The sequence below is a fragment of the Paenibacillus sp. O199 genome, from assembly GCF_001636635.1.
Classification (GTDB): Bacteria; Bacillota; Bacilli; order Paenibacillales; family Paenibacillaceae; genus Paenibacillus; species Paenibacillus marchantiae.
Window position 1 is genome coordinate 42,219 of record NZ_LGRP01000012.1, and the last position, 25,035, is coordinate 67,253.

Annotated in this window: 15 protein-coding genes; 1 reads left to right on the forward strand and 14 read right to left on the reverse strand. The window is 47.6% G+C overall.

Annotation, left to right across the window (positions count from 1 at the left end; all coding sequences use genetic code 11):
- The 9 genes from A6049_RS18500 to A6049_RS18540 form a co-directional block, all read right to left on the reverse strand.
- Complete coding sequence (locus A6049_RS18500) at positions 1–3,174, reverse strand: beta-galactosidase (RefSeq protein WP_063566094.1); 3,174 nt, start codon at positions 3,172–3,174, stop codon at positions 1–3.
- A complete protein-coding gene (locus A6049_RS18505) occupies positions 3,171–4,490 on the reverse strand; it encodes a glycoside hydrolase family 125 protein (protein ID WP_063566095.1) in 1,320 nt (439 codons plus the stop codon). The genes A6049_RS18500 and A6049_RS18505 overlap by 4 nt, the downstream gene beginning before the upstream one ends.
- Positions 4,491–4,781: 291 nt before the next feature.
- Complete coding sequence (locus tag A6049_RS18510; RefSeq protein WP_063566096.1) at positions 4,782–7,889, reverse strand: alpha-mannosidase; 3,108 nt, start codon at positions 7,887–7,889, stop codon at positions 4,782–4,784.
- Positions 7,890–7,893: 4 nt separating this feature from the next.
- A complete protein-coding gene (locus A6049_RS18515; RefSeq protein ID WP_205412029.1) occupies positions 7,894–10,242 on the reverse strand; it encodes a glycoside hydrolase family 3 N-terminal domain-containing protein in 2,349 nt (782 codons plus the stop codon).
- A gap of 34 nt (positions 10,243–10,276) precedes the next feature.
- Positions 10,277–11,131: a carbohydrate ABC transporter permease gene (locus tag A6049_RS18520; protein WP_205525065.1), complete on the reverse strand. Its 855-nt coding sequence runs from the start codon at positions 11,129–11,131 to the stop codon at positions 10,277–10,279.
- A gap of 84 nt (positions 11,132–11,215) precedes the next feature.
- Positions 11,216–12,145, reverse strand: a complete 930-nt coding sequence (locus tag A6049_RS18525) for an ABC transporter permease (RefSeq protein ID WP_063566098.1) — start codon at positions 12,143–12,145, stop codon at positions 11,216–11,218.
- Positions 12,146–12,220: 75 nt separating this feature from the next.
- The gene (locus tag A6049_RS18530; RefSeq protein ID WP_063566099.1) at positions 12,221–13,693 is read right to left on the reverse strand and encodes an ABC transporter substrate-binding protein; all 1,473 of its coding nucleotides are present in this window, start codon (positions 13,691–13,693) and stop codon (positions 12,221–12,223) included.
- Positions 13,694–13,975: 282 nt separating this feature from the next.
- Positions 13,976–15,490 carry a response regulator transcription factor gene (locus A6049_RS18535; RefSeq protein WP_063566100.1) on the reverse strand — a complete coding sequence of 505 codons (1,515 nt, stop codon included), beginning with the start codon at positions 15,488–15,490 and terminating at the stop codon, positions 13,976–13,978.
- 1 nt (position 15,491) lies between these two features.
- Positions 15,492–17,321: a sensor histidine kinase gene (locus A6049_RS18540; RefSeq protein ID WP_063566101.1), complete on the reverse strand. Its 1,830-nt coding sequence runs from the start codon at positions 17,319–17,321 to the stop codon at positions 15,492–15,494.
- A gap of 211 nt (positions 17,322–17,532) precedes the next feature.
- On the opposite strand from A6049_RS18540, the gene A6049_RS18545 reads away from it, so the two are divergent.
- Positions 17,533–20,289 carry an endo-beta-N-acetylglucosaminidase gene (locus tag A6049_RS18545; RefSeq protein ID WP_063566102.1) on the forward strand — a complete coding sequence of 919 codons (2,757 nt, stop codon included), beginning with the start codon at positions 17,533–17,535 and terminating at the stop codon, positions 20,287–20,289.
- A gap of 88 nt (positions 20,290–20,377) precedes the next feature.
- Here A6049_RS18545 and A6049_RS18550 read toward each other — a convergent pair whose 3' ends face one another.
- From A6049_RS18550 to A6049_RS18570, 5 genes are all read right to left on the reverse strand, one after another.
- Positions 20,378–21,034 (reverse strand): hypothetical protein, encoded by a 657-nt coding sequence (locus A6049_RS18550; RefSeq protein WP_063566103.1) that lies wholly within the window; start codon positions 21,032–21,034, stop codon positions 20,378–20,380.
- Positions 21,035–21,553, reverse strand: a complete 519-nt coding sequence (locus A6049_RS18555) for a DinB family protein (protein WP_063566104.1) — start codon at positions 21,551–21,553, stop codon at positions 21,035–21,037.
- Positions 21,554–21,648: 95 nt separating this feature from the next.
- Complete coding sequence (locus A6049_RS18560) at positions 21,649–22,620, reverse strand: helix-turn-helix transcriptional regulator (protein WP_063566105.1); 972 nt, start codon at positions 22,618–22,620, stop codon at positions 21,649–21,651.
- Positions 22,621–22,706: 86 nt separating this feature from the next.
- On the reverse strand, positions 22,707–24,242 hold the full coding sequence (locus tag A6049_RS18565) for a replication initiation and membrane attachment family protein (protein WP_063566106.1): 1,536 nt from the start codon (positions 24,240–24,242) through the stop codon (positions 22,707–22,709).
- A 355-nt stretch (positions 24,243–24,597) separates the two neighbouring features.
- Positions 24,598–24,891 (reverse strand): YuiB family protein, encoded by a 294-nt coding sequence (locus A6049_RS18570; protein WP_053783239.1) that lies wholly within the window; start codon positions 24,889–24,891, stop codon positions 24,598–24,600.
- Positions 24,892–25,035 lie beyond the last annotated feature (144 nt).

The window sequence follows — 25,035 nt, forward strand, 5'->3', positions numbered from 1 at the left end:
TTATTCCCCCTCTACCTCTTGTTGTACAATCTCTACTTCATCCGGACGATATACGGCTTGCAGCTGTCCGGCAGCATCTGTGGCAAACAGCACCGAGCGATTTTTCTCCAACAGGAACGTATATATGACTCCCGTACGTGTATCTCTGACTTTCACCTCATGATTCAAAGCGAACTCCGATACAAATACGTACAGATTGCCTTTCGGGAAGCTCAGCTTCCGGCCATAAATCCCTGCCAGATCACCGCCAGATATCCATTCCAGTTCATTTTCAATACCAGCCACTTCTGACGCATATCGATACAGGTCAGCCAGCGGCTCATCCCGGCCGTTCAGCTCCAGCGGCAGTGGGCTCCAGATCAACTTGCCTTTGCCTAATGGCAGTACTGCTAATTCATCAGGTGTATGATTCTCCGCATGAAGTAACGTTTCCTTCGCCACCTCGGCAATCCGGCGACGACCATACGTGACGCGGTGATTCACCCCGTTAATATTCAGCATTTCTTCTCGCTGTACGTTGCCCAGACTGCGTTGACCGACAAGATGATCTGCCCGATCACTTGTTTTCCAATAAGCATCCAACCCGAGCGGGCCCGTAATAAGCAGCGTAGCTCCTTCATTCTCCGCGAAGTTCAATAGCTCGCTTAAGGCATCGCTGTCCATGTTGTGCGGACTCGGAACCATGATCAGCTTCGGAGGTTGCTGCTTCAATGCTTCCAGATGATACTCGGATACAGCCCGGAATGGCTGCTTCAGCTCATAAGCCATTACACGAGTCAATTTTGTGGTTGCATCGTAGGCCAGGGAACGGTTCGAGAAATCGTTGGAATACGGGAAGACCACCGCAATCTCCTCCAGCTCGCGATCGGTAAACAAGTCCCGAATCTGCTCCATGAATCGGCCAAAATCGTAAGACACATCAGCTTCAGGTTTTTCCGTACCATCCGCTCTCAGCGCTCCAATATGAGATTCATTGGCATTATCCATATAGAAGTTCGTATTCCAGATCCATTGCACTGCTCCTGCACCGCCTGTTGAAAAGGCATAGGCGTATTTGCGCTCCAGAATGCTGTGAAGCTCTTCCTCTGTACGTTTGGCCCGGCCATCCGGGGTTTCCACATACATGATGCCTGTCTCCTGAATGAGATTGGGTTTATGTGGTGTTTTGGCGAAAATGCCATCCCAGATCAGGTCATCGTTGAGCCACCAGGAATGCACGGTTGTATAATCCACTTCACGCTCGTAGAAGAACGGTGAAGGGCGCTGTGCTCCGAGAGCTTCATCCTGCCCTACGGTAACCAAATGATGGGGAACAAGATCCTTGATCGTGCCTACAAGCTCTCTCGCCCAAACATTATGCATCTCCATCGAGAAGAGACAGTAATCAAGCCAGCGTGTTCCTTTTTTAGCCTTGTGCATGTCCTGTACATCGAAATTGATCTCTTCCGGTTCAGGAATGACTGCTGCGGTGAAGTCAGGGAGCTGTTTAGGTGACATGTTCCATGCCTCCTGCAACGCTTCAATCGTCTGATGCCGCTGCTGAAGCCACTCGATAAACGCCTGCTGCTCATACGAATCTCTTGCCGAACGTGGCCCATCGGAGAATATGCGCACAGGATCAAACATCGACGGTTCATTAATCAAGTCCCAGTCCACATGTGTGGAATGTCTGTGACGACTAACAATGCTGCGAATGAAGCGTTTCTGTGCATCTACGCTCTGCGGGTCCAAATATGGATTTGTTCCTTCCCACGTCTCGGGTGTAAAGGAGAAAAAGGTGAACGTCACTTGAAGGCCGTGCCGTTTTGCCGTTAACAGGAACGCATCAATAGCACGCAGTACATCCTCAGACATATGACCATCCACCTGCATCATGTTGCGATAGGCAGTCCAGATTCCGGTCCGAATCCAGTTAATGCCGGCCTTCGCCATCTGTGCCATATCCCGATCCCATACATCCGCATTAGGAAGGAACAGGAATTTCCGTGCCACATCAGAGGTCATGTAGGTCATACCAACCACAGGCAATGGACGACCGTCTTTGATAAAATAATCTCTGCTGCGTGTAATGACTTCCCCTTCTGCCAACAAAGCTGCGTCCTGACCCCAGAAGCCTTGCCGCAGTATGCGAACTTCGCCATCCGGTGCCTGAACACGACCCACGATTCGGTACAGCCCGCTCTCGATTGAAACCGGAAGAAGAATGCGTTCAAAACGCTGTTCGCCGGAAAGTTCCAGCTCCAGTTGATGATTCCATACCTTCTCTACCGTGCTGTTTGTGCGATCTTCCCGTTCAACGGTTAAATCAAACGTCCACAGCTCCGGCTCACTTCGTCTGCTTCCCGCACGCTGTAGAATTTGAGTTTGGAGGATCAGTGAAGCTCGTTCACCCAATTCATACGAAGCATAGTTCGGCTTCAGAGATAGCTCGGTCACACCTTTGGCGCAATACTGCGCCCAGTTCACGATTTCGGCTGCTCCGTTCTGATCCCAGAAGGTAGCCGTCAAAGGCAGATGCACAAACAGCCAGCGCGAACCGGCAAACGTACTGCGGGAGTTTTCCCATAATACGATTGGGGCAGCGATGTTGCGACCATCCTTGCTGCGGCCGCGGAGCAGCGGAGAAATCTGCGTGCTCATCGGACCTGAGGAACCCATCTGATGTGGCAAATCGCTTGTTTTGGTTGTATGAGGTACCAGATTCCACGTATCCGCATTCTCGAACAGTCTCTCTTTGCCTGCAAGGAGTGGAATATCTTCTGAGGAAGTTAGTGAATCCACTTTGGCTGCGGATACCTTTAACGCCTCATGAATGTAAAGTTCCTGGTGATACGCCGTTTGTTCCGACTCGGAAATCCATGCCCCATTCTCCTGACGAACAGGACGTTTGAATGGTGCGCCACCAATGCTGATCAGACTTCCCCCCTGATGAAGAAAAGCTGCGATTTCGGTCCAAGCGGATTTAGGAAAATAAGGCGCATGCAGGTTCACGAAACACCCTTCACCTGCCGCTGTGCTCAAAGCCGAAGCCAATTCATCCGCGCCCACAACGATGATCTCTTCCGATGCTTTCCATGAATCAAGAGCACCTTGCGTTGGCAAAGTACCCTCCACTGGAAACGTTGGATCAGAGAAAATAATCAACTTGGTTCTCTTCACCTGTGCGCTACTCATAGCAAACCATCCTTCATGGATTTATAGACCAACTGGGAGAACAGGCTGTTGGACCAAGCAAACCATTTTCTCGTAAAAATCGTCGGATCATCGGCATGGAAACCTTCATGCATATATCCTGTATCCGCATCCGTTGCTTCCAGCATCCGAATGATTTCGAGCTTCTCTTCAGCAGACTGGGCCGTCAATCCTTGCATGGACAGACCCATATGCCAGATGTAATCCGGCGGTGTATGCGGGCTGCCGATTCCTTTGGCAACTTTGCCTTCATAATAGAACGGATTCTCTTTGCTGAGCGCAAAACGTCTCGTATTCTGATAGATCGGATCATCCGCTGTGACGTAGCCAAGATAAGGAATGGACATCAGTCCCGGTGTACCCGCATCATCCATCAGGCAGTAGTTGCCGAAACCATCCGTCTCATAGGCATAGATCGGGCCAAACTCGGGATGACGGTAAATACCGTACAGCTGAATACCATGATCTACTTCGGCTTCCAGATCCTTAAGCTCCTGTAGGAACTCCATATCCCGGAATACCCACTCCGCGAACTCCTGCATCTGACGCAGGGCAACCACGGCAAACATATTGCCTGGAATGTTGTAGTGGAAATCACACGCATCATCACTGGAACGGAAACCGGACCAGATCATGCCTGTGTAATTGACGGGCATACCTCGTCCGTTATTGCGAATTGAATCCGTAGCAATGCCGTTATTGCGGGTAAAGCTGTATGGTGACTTCTCCATGTGATGCTGCTCCACCCGGAACAAATCCACGATTTTGCGCATGGCGGCTTTGAAGCTGGAATCGAAAATATCGGTCAGTTCGGTTTCTTTCCAATATAAATAAGCGAGACGCACAACAAAGCACAAGGAATCAATCTCGAATTTGCGCTCCCACACCCAAGGTGACATCTCGGTCACGTCGGTGGTGTTCCAGTGCCAATCATTGGCTGTCTCGTTGAAGGCGTTGGCATACGGATCAATATGAACGTACTGGATGTGGCGCTTAATCAGACCACCAATAATGCGTTGCAGGTCTTGATCTTCCTTGGCAAATGGAATGTAATGCACCACTTGCTCCACAGAATCCCTTAGCCATGAAGCTGGAATATCGCCAGTGATGACAAATGTTGTGCCGTCGTCCATTAATTTAGTTGTTGTTTCAATCGTATTCGGGAAACAGTTCTTAAATAGTTGAAGCAGCTTCGGTCGATGTGACAGCTTCTGCTCTGCTTCTTTCATTACAGCCTGTACAGCTTGTGGCAATGCAACAGGTGGCATCGGTATTTTGGGTAGTCTGAATTGTTCCATGAATGAGTGCACTCCTTAAACAAATTGAATGGTGTAGCCGTAGCAAGATAAACTCATTAACTGTACACTGGACACTACGATTGCAGTACCATCTTCCGATCGCTGTTATCCCCAGATTTTTTTGATTCCCTTCTCCAATGGGAAAATCCGGGGATAGCGTATGCTTCCGATGTAGCTTTCTTTCAGAAAGCTTTTAGGCGAACACTTCGTTTCTCCATCTGGTTCTGCACTCTCCGTTGTCGTGTACATGTTTTAGTTCATCTTACATAGCTCAATATATTTCAAAAAGGTTTACCGTAATAGCACGGTTTTTATTTCGTAAGGTTTAAAAGATAATGTAATCTGACCATTGGTGGTATCCAAAGGCTCGCCTGCTTCTTCCAAAGCATTGGAGAGATAAGCTTGCTCAAATGCATGCGGCCATTGCAGCGTCACTCGTTCACGTGTGCCCGAAGACTCATAGAAACGGAGTACTGTACCGTTTCCTGCCTCTGCCGGTTTGACCGTATCCAAGATGACATGGTTGCTATCGAATTCAATCCATGATCCAGTTGCCGGGCGTACGCCTGCGTTCTGGTCCACCTGATGCACAGGCACTTCATGGTTTAATTCGGCTGCCTGACGTACCGTATGTGCACTTCTCCAGTCGCCTTCATGTGGATACAGGGAATAGGTGAAGTCATGTTCTCCAATATCCGCAGTCCGGTCAGGCCATCTCGGTGCACGCAACAAGGAAAGGCGAATCGTGCTTCCCTGTACGTCGTATCCATATTTGCAATCATTGAGCAGACTGACGCCATATCCGTGCTCGGCGACATCTGCGAAGCGGTGTCCGCACACTTCATACTGAGCTTGCTCCCAACTCGTGTTACGATGAGTTGGACGCTCCAATGCACCGAATGGAATTTCATAGGTCGCTTTGGAACTCACTACATCGATTGGGAAGCCCACTTTGAGCAATTTATGATCTTCATTCCAGCTTACATGGGTCTTGAAATCGATCCGTCGATTGTCATGATAGAACACCATATCCTGTGTTATCACAGACTGGTGAAGCTTCCACTGAAAACGAAGTACATCCTTCGTAGTACCTGCCAGAACCAGTTTTTTCTCCAAGAGTTCCACTTCTCCAGCAATCTGAGCCTCATAACGACTGTCGATATCCCAGGCATCCCAGAGCGTCGGACGGTCATGGAAAAAGTGAAATTGATTGCCGCGCTCACCTGGCTTCAGAATCTCGCGTTCTGCTGTCTTGTCCCACAAGCGGGATATCTCGCCACGCTCGCTGAACTGAACATGGTAATACGCGGTTTCCCATGTATCTGTAAAGTTCTTTTGCCCGGCAATGCTCGCCATTTCCCGTACATTCGTTTCCCTTGCATTTTCCGGTACGAGCCAAATCGTCTTATGACCAAACGCTGGAATATCCGTCACCAGAACCGAAATTTGGCCATCTTCCTGATCCATGCGCAAACGCTGACCTTCTTCATCTATAACGTAACGATCCAATCCATCTTGCATTTGAAGTTGAACGACTTCACTTCGATTCCAACCAAGGCTGTTGAACACAACATAAGGAACAGAACCCTCTGGCCCCTGCGTGTTAATCCCCCTCGTTAATGCAGCAACACCTTGATTCAGTCCTGCTCTACCCAATTCGAATACCCGAATATACTCCTCATCCGACGTTACATAGGATTCCGTTATGGCCGAACCAGGGATAATATCATGGAATTGATTCAGTAAAATCAGCTTCCATCCATCATGCAACGCCAAACGCACTTCAGCATCCTGCTGCGGCTCCATATCCGGTAAGGCAAGTGTGTTCCAGAGCTCCGCTTCGCGATAAAGCACCTCAGCCTTCCGGTTGTTGCGCTTATTGCGACCATGGGTCGTATAGGTACCCCGGTGAAGCTCCAAATACAAGTCGCCATGCCACTTCGGAAGATCAGGCTGCGCCTTCTCGATTCCGTCAAAAAAGGCACCGGCGGTACTATAACCATTCTTCGGTTGGCCCACCATCAACTCAGAACGATCCACGTACTCCAACATCTCTCGCGTCACGCCGCCGCCACCATCGCCATGCCCGTACAGAAGCATATGCTCAGGATGCGCCGCCTTCTCGCGGTAAGACTGCCAATGATCATGAATGTCCTTCGGCAGCGTATGCTCGTTAACACCATGATTGAGATAAGACAGGATGGACGTGCCATCAATACCTACCCAGTGGAAAAGGTCATATGGAAATACGTTCGTATCATTCCATCCGAGCTTGGTCGTCATGAAGTACTCCACATTGCCATGCTTCAAAATCTGAGGCAGGGAAGCACAATAACCAAATGTATCTGGCAGCCATTCAATCTGTGATGTTTTGCCGAACTCCTCCATATAGAAGCGTTGACCATATAACATCTGACGAATCAGGGATTCCCCACTCGGAATGTTCAGATCCGGCTCAACCCACATCCCGCCAACCAGTTCCCAGCGTCCTTCGGCAATGCGCTTCTTCACCCGTTCATATAGCTCGGGATCATGTTCCTTCAGAAAAGCGTACAACAAAGGCTGGCTCTGGGAATAAACATACTCCGGGTATTCATTCATGAGTGCATCCACCGTGGAGAATGTACGACTGGTCTTGCGCACCGTCTCACGTACAGGCCACAGCCAGGCAATGTCAATGTGCGATTGCCCCACCATATGCTCCAAGCCTTCGGCGTTTCCACCAATCTCTCGCACTTCATGGATCAATCCTTCTTCGATACTGTGGATGCCATTCCCCTGCTTGACAGCGTCTTCTGTCAGACCTACGAATTGATCCATCGCCCGATAGATCGCTTCCAACAGTCGCACACGGCGAAAATCACTTTCCGGCAGCAGCACTGCGGAATCACGCACAATCGTGACCGTGTACATCAGGCTGCGGACAGGTTCATTCGGTCGCACCAACAAACTGCTAATTGATGTAATCGGCGGCTGAATAACCGCTTGTTGGTTCAGTGGATCTACAGGCTCGGGTACCGGATCGAATAACTCAATCTCAAGTTCAGGCTGAGCCCCTACTCGGGAAGGGTCGAGTGTTACATACGTATGATTACGATCCAGCCCCTGATAGGAATGTCCATTCACCCGAAGCAAGCCTTCCCCACCGGATTCAAATACAAGTCCGTAAGGTTCTTTCTGCCAGGAGGCAGGTACATCCAACCGTGTCCGGAAGAAATAGGTCGTTCCCTGATCACTCGGGAAACGATTCAACCCCTCGCCTTCTGGATAAGCCTTCTGATCTTCATATTGTCCTGGCACTTTATAATAAGCGCGGGTGATGTCCCATCTGCGCAGCTCCATTTGCTCCAACCACTGACGTTCGGACAACTCGCGAATAAATCGTCTGATGCGTTCCAATTCCTTACGCCTCCTCTACCGTCAGCTCGGCGAACTGCGTATCTTTCACATGTCTTCCGATATGAATATGGAATTGTCCTGGTTCAACGACAGGCGTGAGATCACGACCGATATATTGCAGCTGCTCCGCTCCAATATGGAAGGCTACCGTCTTCGTCTCTCCAGGTTCCAAATTCACTTTTTCAAACCCCTTCAGCTCTTTAGCTGGACGTGCCACCCGGCTAACCACGTCGGATACATACATCTGAATGACTTCTGCACCTCTGCAAGACCCTGTATTGGTGACTTCCACTGATACGGTGACTGTCTCGTTGGCCGTCATCGATTCTGTACTTAGCTTCGGCTCACTGTAATCAAAAGTAGTATAGCTAAGCCCATATCCGAATGGATAACAAGGCTCCAGATCCTCTTCCAAATAACGCTTGCCGCGTGAACGTTTGCCATTATAGTAAATCGGTAATTGACCCACATGCTTCGGAATGGATACCGTCAGTTTACCGGACGGATTCACTTCGCCGAACAAAATGTCCGCAATGGCATGCCCACCCTCTTGACCTGGGTACCATGCTTCCAGAATGGCATCGGCATGTTCATCCACCCATGGCTCGGTGATCGGGCGACCGTTGATATAAACAATGACAAGTGTTTTGCCAAGCTTGTGGATCTCCTGAATCAGCTCCAGCTGGACTCCGGCGAGTCCAAGTGTCATGCGGTCAATGCCTTCTCCACACTCCATGTCATTCCATGAGTTATCGGACACATTGGAAGCACCTGTCTTCAGATCGATCGTTCCTTCACCAAAATCACGGGCACTCGAGCCGCCAACGACCATGATGACCGTATCGGCCTGACGTGCAGTTTCTATTGCGTGCTCGAACCCTTCTCTCGAATCACCCTTGATGCGACATCCCGGTGCATAGAAAACCTGATTTTCACTATTCGAATGTCCAGCTGAGCCATCTCCTTCGTGCCCACTCTCACTTACAGCAAGCTTACTGCGGATGCCATCCAGCACCGTAGCCACTTTGGACTTCGGTTGGGGGGAAGTATAATCGCCCAACTGGTTGTAGGCTTGGTCTGCATTAGGACCAATGACAGCAATTCGGCCCGCTGTTGCCGTCGACAGAGGTAACGTTGCAGCTTCATTTTTGAGCAATACCACACCTTCTGCAGCCAATTGGCGTGCCAGTTGAATATGCTCTTCACTGCCAATGACTTCTGCCGCTCGATCGGCATCCACATAAGGCTGCTCAAATAATCCCAGCTTGAATTTCAGTGCCAGCACACGGCGGACAGCTTGATCCAGTACATGCATTTCAAGTTTGCCTTCCGAGATCGCTTGCACCAGATATTGTCCAAACATCTCACCGGACATTTCCATATCAATACCAGCCTGAATGGCCTGTACGGATGCTTCCAATCCATCTGCCGCCACATCATGCCCACTTGCGAGCATGTTGATGGCTCCGCAGTCCGTAATCACCAGACCGTCAAAGCCCCAGTCTTTTCGCAGAACGTCATCCAGCAGTTCCGTATTAACCGTACACGGGATACCGTCGATTTCGTTATAAGCCGGCATAATGGATTGAGCGCCTGCTTCAACAGCTTTGCGGAACGGATACAGATCTACTTCCAGCAGCTCACGCCAGCCCATATGCACCGGTCCCGCATTGCGTCCACCTTCCGAGCTGCCATAACCGACAAAGTGTTTCAGTGTAGCCGCTACCGCATCCTCTTGGTCCAAACGCTCGCCCTGAAGTCCTTGCACGGAAGCAACAGCTAGCTCACCAATGAGATACGGGTCTTCACCAAAGCATTCCTCGGTACGCCCCCAGCGTGGATCACGTACAACATCCAGCACCGGAGAATACGTTACTGCACCGCCTTGAGCACGCGTCTCGCGAGCGACCGCCCGGCACATGTCACGGTACAGATCCACGTTCCAAGTACTTCCTAAGAGCAGGGGAACTGGATAGACCGTACCGTCAATCGCCATATGTCCGTGAGAGCATTCCTCTCCGATCAGAATGGGAATCCCCAGTCTGGAGTGCTCTACAGCATGGCGCTGAATAAGGTTTACTGCTTCTGCCCCTTCTCTGGCAGACAGTCCATTTTCAAGCGTAACACCCGTCCATGGATCTGCACGAAGTGCACCGTACAGGGAGCCTACGCCCCCGTTTTCCACCTGCTGCTTAAAGGATTCATTCAGCGTAATGTTCCCTTGATTATTGGTATATGTCTGCCAACCAAAAGGCTGGATGAGTTGACCCGCCTTTTCCTCCGTCGTCATTAAGCCCAGCAGATGTTCTACTCGCTCTTCCACGGATTTACTTTTGTCCTTATATATCATCATCCTTCGATACCTCCACCCTATAGAAGTGATTCGGTTACTCTTTGACAGCTCCGACCGTCAGACCCTGTACAAAGTAACGCTGGAAGAACGGATAAGCGAAAATAATCGGCAATGTAGCGAGAACCACCATGGCCATCCGTGAAGTATCCTGCGGGATGGATTGCATCGCCGCCAGACTCATCGAGCTGTTCGCCGAGTTCTGCTGGATGAACTGGATGCTGGACTCGATCCGCATCAGCATTGATTGCAGCGGTACGAGGTTGGGATTATCGATATATAACAGTGCATTGAACCAATCGTTCCAGTAACCGAGCGTACTGAACAATCCGATTGTCGCCAGCCCTGGCAGTGATAATGGAATGACAATTTTCATAAACGTATAGAATTCTCCGGCTCCATCAATTTTCGCGGATTCAATGACTGCATCCGGCACACTGGTTGAATAGAACGTACGCAGGATCATGATATAGAAGGCATTCATTGCAAGCGGCAGAACCAGTGCCCATATGCTATCTTTTAAATGAAGAAGTTGGGATACGACCATATAGGTCGGAATCATCCCGCCGTTGAACAACATGGTCAGAATGGCAAATATGGAGAAAAATCTCCGATAACGGAAACTCTTGCGGGAAATTGCATAAGCATACAGCGACATTAGAATCAGACTTATGATGGTACCCAGCACCGTCACCAGAATGGTTACCCCATAAGCACGCAGCAGCGTGTCTCCACTCTGCCACACAAACTGATAGGCTGCGAGACTCCATTCCTTCGGAATCAGTCGATACCCGTCACGGGCCAGTGCTTTCTCGTCCGTGAACGAGATGATAACTACAAACACGAAAGGAAATACACAGATTAAAGCGAATAGTCCGGCCAAAATATTCATAATGACGTTCCAACCATTGGATACATGATGGAAGTCGCGTTTTTTTACGATTTGAGCCACAGTGGTTCACTCCTTTCCCTTGTCCTAGAATAGGCTGCTATCTTTATCGATTTTGCGTACAACATAGTTGGAAATGATAACAAGCACGAAGCCTACAACGGATTGATACAATCCGGCAGCGGTACTCATGCCAATCTCACCACTTGTTTTCAAGCCACGATACACATAGGTATCAATAACATTGGTAACGGCATACAACGTACCCGAATCCCTTGGAACCTGATAGAAGAGACCAAAGTCGGCATAGAAGATGCGACCCACAGCCAGCAACGTCATAATAATAATGATAGGTGAGAGCAAAGGAATCGTAATGTTGCGGATCTGCTGCCATTTATTGGCGCCATCGATCATCGCTGCCTCATACAGCGACCGATCAATCCCCAGAATGGAAGCGAGATAGACAATGCTGTTGTACCCGATCGTTTTCCACAAAGCTACAAACACCAGGATATACGGCCAATACTTCGCTTCCGAATACCACTGAATCGGTTCCACACCGAACCACCCAATAATCTGGTTCAACATCCCCCGGTCCATGCTCAGGAAGCTGAACGCGAAATAACCGACAATAACCCAGGATAGGAAATACGGCAGGAACATACCTGTTTGATACAATTTGGCTAATCGTTTATTGACCAGCTCCGAGAGCAGAATTGCTAAACCTACAGCGAATACCAGCCCCAGAATAATAATGGCAAGGTTATAAAAAAGCGTGTTTCGAGTAATGAGCCAAGCATCGTTAGTGCTGAACAGGAATTTAAAGTTATCCCAACCCACCCATTCGCTCTTCATCAGACTGGCCCAGAAGCCTTCGCGGCTGAAACGATATTGTTTGAATGCTGCTACTGTACCAACCAATGGCAAGTAGGAAAAGAAGAAGAACCAGATGGCGCCTGGCAGCACCATGAACAGCATGACTCGGTTTCTAATCAGATTTTTCAAAAATGCGGTCATATGAAGATCCTCCTTCAGGCTTGAATGAAAAAGGATCGGGCGCAACAAGCAGCGGCCCGATCCCTGAATTTACCCTTACTTATTTGCCGCTCTCCAGGCATCAAGCTGGGTTTGGGCTTCAGCCATCACTTTTTCAAGTCCGGCTTGATTGAACTTCTCAATCACTTGCTCCAAATTGTTCTCTGGGTCCAGCGTACCTGTCATCAATGCGGCCCAGTATTGCTCTTTGACATTCTGCACAGCTGTCAGTTCCGACGACACCTTACTTGAGTCAAAGTTAAAGCTCAGAATTGGGGAATTTACACCCTCTGCATTAAACTTCTTAAACTCATCCCATTTGTTATCCGGGTCATTGTTGTTCAGATACAACAACATGTTGTTACCGAGGGAGTAAGAAGGCATATCGTAGTTCTTGGATTCAGCGAGATTTTCCATGTGCGTGTCATCCACTTTTTTGTAGTGAACGCCTTCAATACCGGAATCAACCATATTGCGCAGGACTGGATCTGTATTCAACAGGTTCAGAAACTCCATTGCTTTCTCCGGATATTCGGAGTTAGCCGAGATGGCCATGATCGAACCTTGTACAGACGTGTTAGTGATGATCGCATCACTAGCTGGTGTGGAAACTACCGGATATCCGTAACTTGCCGACCATTGGTTGTCTGCAAGCGGTTGAGTCTGTGCACGATCCAGGAACCAGTTGCCTGATGTAGTCAGGTCATTGGTAGAGCCTGTTGTTGCTGCCTCTGCAGATACATAACCAGCTTTATAGTATTTGCTCATCGTTTTGAGTGCTGCTTTCATTTCCGGAGTATCCAGAATGTTCACGATCTTGTAATCCGTTGTATCCAGTTTGATCGCCATTGGCAAATTCTGAATGACATAGTCATAAGGAACATAAGGAACGAAGTTTTTATCCATTCCAAATGGAGTCACGCTTGGCTCATTTTCCTTGATTGTTTTGAGCAAAGGCTCCAGACTGTCCAACGTACGGATATTGGAGATGTCCATTTTGTATTTATCTAGCAGCGTTTTGTTGAAACGCCATACCTCTTGTTGAGGCAGCTCCTTGTTGGCCGGAATTCCGTAATTGTGTCCGTCTACTTTCGAACCACTCAGGAATGCAGGATCAATCGTTTTAATAAGGTCCTGACCATATTTAGGGAGCAAGTCATCCAGTTCCAGGAATGCACCCTTTCTGGCATTTTGAACATAATCGAATCCGCCGGAAGAGGTGAACAGGATGTCCATTGGCTCGCCGGATGCTACGTTAACTTGCATTTTTTGCGGATAGTCACCCCAGTCAACCATTTTCATCGTTACTGTGGCATTGATTTTTTCTTTCGTGTACTTGCTGACTTCTTCCATCACTTTATTAACATCTTTCTGAGGGGTACCAATGGTGTACCAGATCAGCTCGACAGGAGCTTCTCCTGCTTCCCCTGATTCTGAAGCATCCTTGCTTCCTCCACAGGCGCTAAGAACGAGTGTAACCGCCATCAATAATGCAAGTACGAGAGAAAAACTTTTTCTTTGTTTACTCATTTCCTTGATCCTCCCTTTTCGTGTTCCCTTTAGCTCTACAAACTAACTGCTTTAACCTTATCGAATGAAAGCATTTTCAAAAAGAAGATAAACTTAATATTTCGAGGTACAAATTAAAGAGAAATCTGTACTGATTCATTAATTTGTACCTATTTGAATAAATCGCTTACATCAAAAAGACATACTGAGTAACATTTGGCATCAACTCCATTGCATGCCCTCCTGTCCCCAGAATGTCTCATTCATTTCAGTCCACTGGTCCAATCGGTGATCCACTGAACATTATCCAAAAACCTTAAAATCGGTAGGTGAAATTCCCACATACTTGCGGAACTGTTTATAGAAATATCCGGTCTCCCAGTACCCGACATTCCTTGCAATCTCATGTACTTTCAGATTCGAATTGCGCAGCTGTTCCTTGGCACGTTCAATCCGGTATTTATTGATATATTCGGCAAAAGTCTCCCCGGTCTCCTTGTGGAACAGTTGTCCCAAATATACTGGATGAAGATGATAGTGAGCACCCAGCAGCTTCAGGGAAAGCTCTTCTGCGTAATGTTTGTCAATATGTTGAAGCACCTGGTTGACGATTGGATTCTTTAAATCCTGAAGCAAAGACTGAATCGTCTCCGAACCAACCTGCTGCAACGCCTGCACGAGTTCATCAAAGGTTCCGCTGTCCAATACAAGACGAAGTCCGCGTTGGTAAATAGCCGATTCATCCGAATGTTTGATGCCCTCCAATTCCATCTTGAAACGAATGACCACTTCCAGTGCGATGTTCTGCAACTCAGCCGGAGTAACCCCGTCGCGGTGCTGTTCAAAATCGACCCGAATTCGCTCCGCAAGCAGCTCTGCATTACGGGATAGAATGAGCTTCGCGTACTCCTTCCAATCGATCGAAAAGGAAGAAGCAGAGCTTCCCCCCTTCTCCAATATGGCATGATCGATCACTTTGAGATCGGGATAGATCATCACATACTGGAGCGCCTTTTTCGCCTCCTGATAGCTTGTCGGCGCATGGTGAAGTCCACGTATCAGACTTCCTACCCCAATCAGAACAGCAGGATGTGTCTCACATAGCGCAGCGGATAATGCCTGAAGGCACTCCATAAACTTCTCTTTCTCGTCCTCGCCTGCATGCACATTGGCAACGATGACGATGTCCCCATCGATGTCATGAAATATATTCACATAGGACTTATCCTTCAGCATGTCCTCCACTCGCTCGAACATGCCGGATACTTCCCCTTTAGTTCGCAGGATAGCTACTGCAACATCGGGTGCATCCAGCGAAAGGTTCAAGAACTGTGCCCGTTCCTCGAATTCCATGGCGGCAATCTGTCCCGTCAGCCATCGATGAAGAATGTTGTCTTTCAGAATCTGAACACCATAAGCATCATCCGTTTGAGGAGACAATGCATGGTCCAGCTTGGAAGCCGTATTACGAAGCGTCGATTCCAGCTCTTCCACATTGATCGGTTTGAGCAGGTAATTTTCGATGCCTAGCTGCATGCCCTCTTTCAAATATTCAAACTCATTAAAACCACTTAAAATAATCACCTTGATCTCAGGCTGCAACTGCCTTGCTTCCCGAATCAGATCCAGACCATTCATGAATGGCATCGATATATCCGTGATCAGAATGTCCACAGGCTGCGCAGACAAGGCGTTTAATGCGGCTTGTCCATTGCCGGCATGACTTACAATTTCCATATCAAACGACGACCAATCCAAAATATCGTACAATCCTTCAATGATGAACGGTTCATCATCCACAATAAATACCTTGTACATATTAAAAACCTGTCCCTTCTGTATGAGGATAACGAACCCTGATCAGGGTTCCTTCTCCGAGTGTACTTTCTATCGTGATGCCGAATTCCGGTCCATACAGGAAACGCAAACGGGTGTGTACGCTGCGCAGTCCGAACATTTTACCCGACTCTTCCGGACGTTCCAGTTCTTCTAAAATTTCAGTCAGGCGCTCAGGATCAATGCCTTTACCGTTATCTCTAACCTCTACCTGCAAAGCGTCGCCCAGTTCTTCAACAACGATCGCTAATTGATTATCCGAACGTTCTGTCTGAATGCCGTGCACCACATAGTTCTCAATAATCGGCTGCAGGGACAGCTTAACCACCGGATGCTGGTTATGCACAGGGTCCAACTGAATCGTGTACATGAAAATATCCTTATACCGGATTCGGAACAATTCCAGATACAGACGGCAAGCTTCCATCTCATCCTTGAGCGTATAATTTTTCTTCTGTTGAACAAGGCTCTTGAATAACACGGATAAACTGTAGATCATCTCCCCGACATCTTTCGCCCCCTGCGAAATTGCCCTCATTCGGATGACCTCCAACGTGTTATAGAGAAAGTGAGGATTAATCCGTGCCTGGAGAGCGACCAGTTCTGTCTCCTTTTGTTTGATCTCGGCTTTGTAGACGCGTTCAATATATTGATTAAGTTCATCCAGCATATCGTTGAAACTGTGCGAGATCTGTCCAAGCTCATCATCACGGGCATCATCGATGCGTGCTGTCAGGTTGCCATATTTCACCCTTTGGGTGAAACGAATGATTCTGCGGGTGCGTTTGGCAAAATTAATAATGAAAAACGCCGGAACCAACACTGCAAACAGGATACATATGATGCTAATCGAAACGATTGTGTTGCGTGTACCCGCATAGGCCTCAGCCATCTCATCCACAGGAACCGTGCCAACGACCACATAGCCCTGATCCGCCGAGACAAACTTGTTCACATACATATTTCGCTCCTTTTTCATCGAGTCCATATCCGTCTGATCAAACAGGGAATCGGCCACATTGATATAGGGGTACTTCTTGCCGTAATAGTTACTGTTGGAATCGAACAATACTGTACCTTTGGCTGACAGCACCACAATTTCTCCCTTGAGATTACTTTCGTAACTATCCAAAGCGTTGCCAATACCTGCTGAGTCAAAGAAAACAAGGAACTGACCCAAATTTCGAAGGGTCTGTGTATCGTTGATAGGCACCCGAATCGCATACAGCGCCGGGTCCCATTGATCAATTTCTTTACGAATCCAATAGTTTGGTGCGCTGATATTCGGTGTCTCCATCGCCATCACGTCAGGAATATAGGAATGAGCCACATTGGTGTTCAGCTTTCTGAACTGCTTATGTTGATTGAAGGAGGACAGATCCTGCCGCTCGGCACTATATAACATCACTTGATTGATATCCGAATTGCGATCCATGATATTTTGAAAATGTTTCAGTACATCAGCTGAATAATCATCCTGATTCGCATAATAGCCATTCGTCAGATGCTGTACATACTCGGCGTACGTGTGGTTCATCAGATAGGTGATATTGGCTGATAAGGCCTCATTCTGATGCATGTCCCTCACCATGTTTTGCACCGATTCATACTGCTGATGAATATATCGGTCAACACTCTCCATGGCCGCTTTCTGGATCGCCAGTTCTCGGCGAATTGTGGCATCGGACACCGACAGGAAAATGATATAGGATAAGGTAATAATCGTTACAATTGAGATCATGGAGAAGATGAACAGCATCTTCATAAACATATTATTTTTAAAGAAATTTTTGTAAACGCTAACAATTTTCAAGTCACATGTTCCCCCCGATGCTGTTTTCCTGTCTAAAGTATATCATTTGCCTTCTAACATTAACTTGTCACCTCGAACTTTTCTTTAGTTTATACCTTCCTTTCTTTAATTTCTCCCTATTTGAAAATGCTTTCATACCCTATCGTTAACCATAAGTTTATTTTTGTGTAAAAGAATACCTTACATTCATTCGACTTGAAGGAGGAACAACATGACACGCAAACACAAACCCAAAGGCCTTATCCCCAAAGTAACCGCAATGGTTCTCACTTCGGCTCTGCTTGGACAAGTCATTGCCTCATCCGTTTATGCCGGAGACACGCTTCCTTACACAGGTGACAGCGCCAAGGGAGTAAATCAGCCTTATCAGCATGGCTACACCGCTGCCCAGATTCTGAATTGGACACCCGAAAGTGATATCCATGGTGATCTGCTTCGTGCTCATGTACCTTTGCAACCACGTAACGATGCCTTTGCGGCCACGCAGGCTTATCCCGAACTCAGCCCGGACACCCAGCTGTTTACGATGAGTGGCGATTATGGCAATTCATTCTTCGATAGCACCCCTTACACGAATGAATTCAGCGAGTACCTCTTTAATTATTGGCAGTACACAGACTATTATAGCTATTGGCATGGTATGGCTTCTGCTGGCGTGCCTGAGGAATTGTATGACCCCAATAAGGAATGGACGGAAAAGTACTTTGAGTTTGGCATTTTGAACATTCCGAATCCGGCTTACACCAATGCTGCACACAAAAACGGTGTCCGTTCCATCGCCAACATCTTCTTCTCAGACAACGATCGCGGTCCACAAACCTACAAGCAGATGCTTGTGCAGGATGAAAAAGGGAATTTCCCTGTTGCTGCAAAGCTGGTCGAGATGGCAAAGTATTATAATTACGACGGATACTTCTTCAATCAGGAAGAGGTTGCCAAAGGCGTTGCGCCTGAAGACATCGCTTCCTACAAGAAATTCATGAAATATTTAAGAAACGAAGGACTATATGTTCAGTGGTATGACTCCACCATCAATACAACGGGCAAAATTCAATACCAGAACCAGTTTAATGGACTCAACAGTCCTTTTGTGCAAGATTCTGCTTTAGGCAGAGTCTCGGATTCGATCTTCCTGAATTACGTGTGGAACCATGACATGCTGCGTGATTCACGCGATCATGCCATTGGTTTGGGACTTGACCCACTGGAAACGGTATTTGCCGGTGTCGAAGGTGGGAATGACCAGTTTGGCCGTTGGAAGCAGCTCTACGATCTGCGTAACAATCTGGACGAGAACGGTCAACCGATGAACAGTATTGCAACACTTGGTGCTGACTTTACCCATAATGCCCTGGATGAAGAAATGGGCGATGGCAGCACGAATCATAGAGCCGATGATGAGTACCAATGGATGACCTTTGTGCGTGACCGCGCTTGGTGGTCAGGTCCAAATCAGGACCCAACCAACGCACGCCGTACGGCATCCGTCGATCTGTCCGATGTGTATGCTCTTGGTGCAAAGTGGGACGGCATCGCCGCTTATCTCACCGAACGCTCCGTTATTCACGGCTCCAATTTTGTGACCAATTTCAATACAGGCCACGGTCTGAAATATTATGAGGGCGGAACCGTCTCCAATGCAACCGAATGGTCCAATATTAATATTCAGGATATCCCAGTCACCTGGCAGTGGTGGATGGATAGTCAAGGTGACAAACTCACTGTTGATTTTGACTATGGTCCAACCTATGAAAAAGGTGCTCGTTATACGTATGATTCCGTTGGTGCGTTCACTGGCGGCAGTTCTCTTGTGGTGAACGGAAGTCTAAATGCGGACAATTTCCTGCGTCTGTACAAGACGGATCTGTCGATCAACGCCCAATCCAAACTGGAACTCACCTATAACAAACCGTCTGTCAACGACGCTTCCTCCATGTATGTCGGACTGATATTTGAGGATGAACCAACCAAAGTAGTCAAAGTCAAAGTGCCAGATTCAGGTCAGCACACGGCAGGCTGGAAGACTACTTCACTCGATCTAAGTGCACACCAAGGGAAGACCGTTGCAGCTTTTGGTCTATCCTTCAATCCTAATGGTACTACGATTGAAAAATATCAGATGAACATTGGTGAAATTCGTATATCCGACGGTTCTGCCGCCAAACCGAATGCTCCAACCGGATTCCATATTACCAAAGCACTGACCAACACCGATGAGTTGGTTGTCGAATGGGATATCGAGGACTATTCAAAGGTTAAGCAATATAATCTGTATGAGAACGGCGCTTATGTCGGCGGCGTGTATGACTCCACATTTTATATTAAAACGCTCAAACATCCCGCTGGCGAATTGTCCATTCGTGCTGTAGGCGCAGATGGTACCAAGAGTGAAGCAACCGTCCTGTCCTATGATTTGAATGCAGCTGTTCAGGACATTGATGTGAAATTCAAGAACAATGGCGATGCTATTGTCAGTTGGAAAAACCCGAAGAAGAACCCAGGTAAAGAGCCGATCCAGCTTACACTCCAAACCGAGTATACGAAGGAACCTTTCACCAAGACACTTCAGGTCAAAAAAGGAAAACAGTCTGCCATTCTGACAGGTCTTCCGACCAATGGCGAACATTACGTCCTGGATATTGCCATTGGCAAACAGAATCCAGTCACTACGACTGGACAACTGGTAGATACTCAGATTACACCATATGCCAAGGAAAAGGTTACGGTAAAGGATGGAAAGTATACCCTCGCATTGCCTGATTTGGAGGATTGGTACAAAATCTATATCTATGAAAATGAGGTACCACGCGAATTCGGAGTAACTTACGTTTCGCAAAAGTTCCCTTATATCATTCGGGGCAGAACGAAGCTGGGTGAACTGACCTTCACGCCTTCGTCTAGTACCAGCTCCCTGAAGCTCGTTATCGAAGATTATGCTGGCAATAAAGCAACGACGATTCTGCGATAAAAGATTCACAAGAAATCAATCCAGCCCTTTCGCTTCCCTACAGGAAGTCGAAAGGGCCTAATTTATGTTTGGCACTTTTAATTTAACCCTACAATACGCCGTTCATCCCACCAAATATCCGACCTAAAACATTAAAATAGATCATAATAAATGACAATATAACTACTATCGATAGAATGGGTAAAAATTGTTTTTTATTTATCGGTATGATCAGCAACAACACAACAATCATGATTAAATATATTATCATAAGGACTGGAATTAAATAGTAATGAGTGTGAATGGGTAAGTAAGCGTGACGTAATTGAAACCCTTCTGACAGTAATAATGTAATGGGGAGAGCTGCAACAACATTAGATAACAGCCCATTCCCACGTGCATACCACATAATATAAGCACAGATCGGAGATACCACCGCACATATCCCCCAAAAAAACATAGCCTTCTCTGGAGAAAAATGTAGAAATAACACGGTGTAAACATAATACACGGTCAGCATTGACCCAAAAAAGATGAATATTTTTACTGCCGCCAATTTTGGAGAATAGCTAAAAACCGCTATAAGCGCTGCAACAAAAACCCACACACCCAGACGACCACCTATACTGTCAAATATAGGGTTTACCCCCGGAACATCAACAAGTTTGGCTGCCACCCCCATGATAACTCCGATCAGCATGGCATACCCTATCGATACAACTTTTTGTTTTGTGGTTGATTCGCTCTTCACTCTAATCTGATTCATTTACCCTTGAACTTTCTGCTGTTCCAACAAATAAAATATATAATCGGTTGGCACACCGCTATAACCCTGCTGTCTCAACATCGCCGTCACATTGCCCCGATGATACGTCCCGTGGTTGACAACATGCTGCAGGATGTCGGAAAAACGTGTTTCCATTTTACCGTATTTTGGATGCTCGATCGTCATCTTCTTGTCCGGTTCAGGCGTATTCCGCAGTAAATCGCGGAAACGTTCAGCAACGTTGCCAAACAGCTCCCGCATCTCATTCACAGTTTTACCCTGCGCTTCCTCTGTCCAGCCCGAGATTTTCGGGAAGATCTCCTCGTTCGGAACTTCCGCGAGCACGAGCATATAGAGCTGTTCGAACAAATACATGTGTGCACATGTTTGTGATACAGATGGGAACACGCTCGTCACTTCCGCATGGAATACCTCCTCCGGGAGTTGCTCCAGGTGTGCAAACAATCGATCGTTTGCCCAAACATGATAGTCATACTGTTGGTATGGTTGTTGAAGCATCGATAAATTCACCTTTCCCTTCTTCGCATGGTTTGGCTGCCGCTGCTGTGTCTTTATCATATAACAAGTTCGCTGACAAATGTTGTCAGCAAACTTCAATTCGGATCGTTTTCATAATGTTTGGCGATACCGTATGCCTTTTCCTGAATCCGCCGCTTCAACTCCAGTGGTTCGCGGATGCGAATGGCCGTGCCCAACGTCAGGAGATATGTCGGAAGGTACTTGTTCATCGTCGGAGCATCGATCAGAAACCGTGCCTCCCGATCGGTTCGTTCCGTCAAATAGTGGCGCAGATGCCAGTGGTTGCAAACCGCATTAAGCGTGTCAGGCTGTCCCTCGATACGGATAACGGTTAACGGCCCATCTGCCTCCCGTCTCTGGTTGGACTGCTCACAGAAAAACGCGGACGCAGAGAAAGACTCCGGCTTGTCAAACCTCGCTTCGGTTGACTCCAGCTGTTCGATTCGTTCGACGCGAAACGTCCGCATCGCCTGCGACCGATGGCAGAACGCGACAGCGTACCATTCATTTCGGTCATACGCTAGCCCATATGGATCGACTTCACGTTCGTCAGCCTGCTCCGCATTCGCTTTGCGATAGACCATACGGACCGTTCGCCCGTCTTTCGTCGCTTGTTCCAAATCCCGCAACAACGGAACTACAGAAGGTGCACGCGCTGAAGAAACGACGTCCAAGCTGCTCTGCTGGCGAGACAGATCGTGGCGCTGCTCCTCGTGCAGTCCGTTCTCCACCTTCTTCAACGCATACTCCAGCTCCTGCACATACGGATAACCAGCACCTTGGGCAAATTTAAACGCATCCACAAGTGCCTTCAACTCTACAGAGTTGAAGAACAATGGCGTTTCCTTAAAACTCTCCAGAATACGAATACCGCCATCATGGCCCGATTCCGCAACGACCGGCACGCCACTTGCGCATAATGCGTCGATATATCGGTACACGGTGCGGACGCTAATCTCCAAATTGTCTGCGATCTGAGCGGCGGTGAGCTTTCTTCCGGATCGCAGCATCCAAAGCATGGACAGCATGTTATCCCATTTCGCCATCGGGAGTCCCCCTCTTTTCTTGAAAGAATAAAAGGCGAGTCTCCTTTAATTTAGGTGACTCGCCTTTTGGATGTATATTATGAAAATTATGAAGTTCCCTTTTGTTTGCTTGCCTGCATCTGCTGGGCAAACCTCATCATCTCTTCAAACTCTTCTTCGGATACGGCATCGCCGTCGGCGCCTATGTCTTGTACAATCGGAATTTCGGGTTTGGCTTTGGTTCCTTTGCCGTATGTACGGGAACGGGTTCCAGCTGCACCAGCAGCCTGTTTGCCTTTGACCTTAGCTTGGTCACGAATGTATTGTACCGCCTTCTCATAGGAATTCACCTGCTTGAGCAGCATGTTGGAGGCAATAGCCTCAACAAAGTTACGGTTAATTCTTTGCTCACCGCCGGATACAAGCAATGCCATCAAATAATGAATCAGCACATTGATCACTTCACCAGGCAACTTGTAACTGAGGTCGATCTTCTCAAAAATGTCCACCAGGTTGTCCGGTACGGCACCAGGGAAGAACGTCTGAAGCAATCGTGTGTAAGGCTCATTACGCAGCATCATATTGTATTGATGAATATCACACTTGGTCGAAAATTGCGGAGGCACTTCGACGTAGTATTCCATCTGTACCACATGTTCGACAGGCGGTTCACCGGAATCCTCTTTATGCTCAGGCTCCTCCATATGCTGTCTGAGAGCAACAACCTTCGCTGCCTGCACCGTCTGCTGCTCATGTCGCTTCTTGGTCTGTCTGAACTGCAGGCTTGCCTTGTGTTGAAGATCATCCAGCACCAGCTGCCCCTGTGGGTTAAAGATATCATCTTCATCCAACAAACGACATACATCCTGTACGCTGAGATTGAACTTGTTCACCACATAATTCACAATGCCGAGCTGTTCGTGATCGAACCGCAATTGCTCCACATGACGGCGATTGACCGACTCACGCGGAAAACGCAATATAATGTCGGCATAATTCAGGCTGTTCTCTTCGGCCGCACCACTTATCCCGCTGCGCTGGGCCGAAGTCGAAACTTCCGACAACGCTTGTTCCAGTTCATAATCAATGACATGGGTATTCAATTCAAATATATCGTAAAAAGGAACGGAAATATTCTCTTTATTCGCTGCTGGGTAAGGCGCGTCACCGCTCTCTATCGCCGAAAAACCGGAACGTAGTGAGAGTACGGCGAACTTGCCGATTTTGTCACGAAGCAACAGTGTCAAATGCTGTGTACGGAAAAATTCTGCCGGAGAGAGCGGAGGTTGCAGCTCATATTCATAAATGTAGTCGTCATTTTCCGGAATATACAGCCGAGAAGTCTGAAGCAAACCAACGGCTTCAAGCTTGGATGCCTGCTCCACCAAATACTTGCGCCCTTTCTCGCTGGGCTCGAGTCCCAACGTCATGAACAGCCTCCGTTGCTGTTCAAGCGGCGAGTAACCGACCTGTTCACCGGGAAGATGCTGAAATAGCAGTCGATACAAGCCTATCGCAAAGGCACCTACCATTGGCTGATACGCTCCGGTGAGCATGCGGTCATCCAGGGCACTAAGTCCAAACTCCCTGTATACGCAGTAGCGATGATGTTCAGTATAATGGTGCAAATTCTTCATGCGCATAGCTTGATCTCCTTCTCCCCAAAAGTATGTTTATCTATTCTATCATAAATGTCCGATCCTCAAATGCTCAAAAACAGGTAAAAAACGGACCTGTTCTCGCTCCGTTTCGTCCTAGGTCGACAGCATTCACGTTTTCGCAGAGTTGCTAGATTACTATAAAAGCTACAGCCTTAGAACACAAGTAAACATATGGAGAAATGTTATCCAGATATATATGAGACATGTCCGCATTATCATGCACAATTTTTTGATGCATGCCAAAAAGCCTTCCCTTTGCACTCGTAAGCGTTTACGACAAAGGCAAGACCTTTACGGAAAATGCAGTCCAGCGTTTGCTGCCAAATTGGCTAGCCGATTAAAACATTTTGTACCCACCCAGACGAAGTTTGCGAATGGCCCAGCCACTGATGACCGCTCCAGCAAGTCCAGCTACGCCCGTCATATAGTCTACAATATGGAAAGAACCCAAATGCGACATCAACGATGCCGTATGATCCCATAAGGAATACACGACGACAGGCAGAATGACAATAATGAACAGATAGGAAGGAAACCAGGTTGTCTTCATCAGCATATTCAGAATGAAACCGATACCAAACATCATAACGAAAAATAACACCATTAATACCAGCACAGGTATAAACTGCATCGGGTGACGTTCACCTCTTCTTTCACTGACTCGGTTTCTCTTACTACGGATAGTAGATAGTGTACCGCAAAAAATGTGGCGAAGCAACGAACTTTCTGGACAAATTTCCCTATATTCACCTTCTCTTCATTTGCCCTTCTGCTT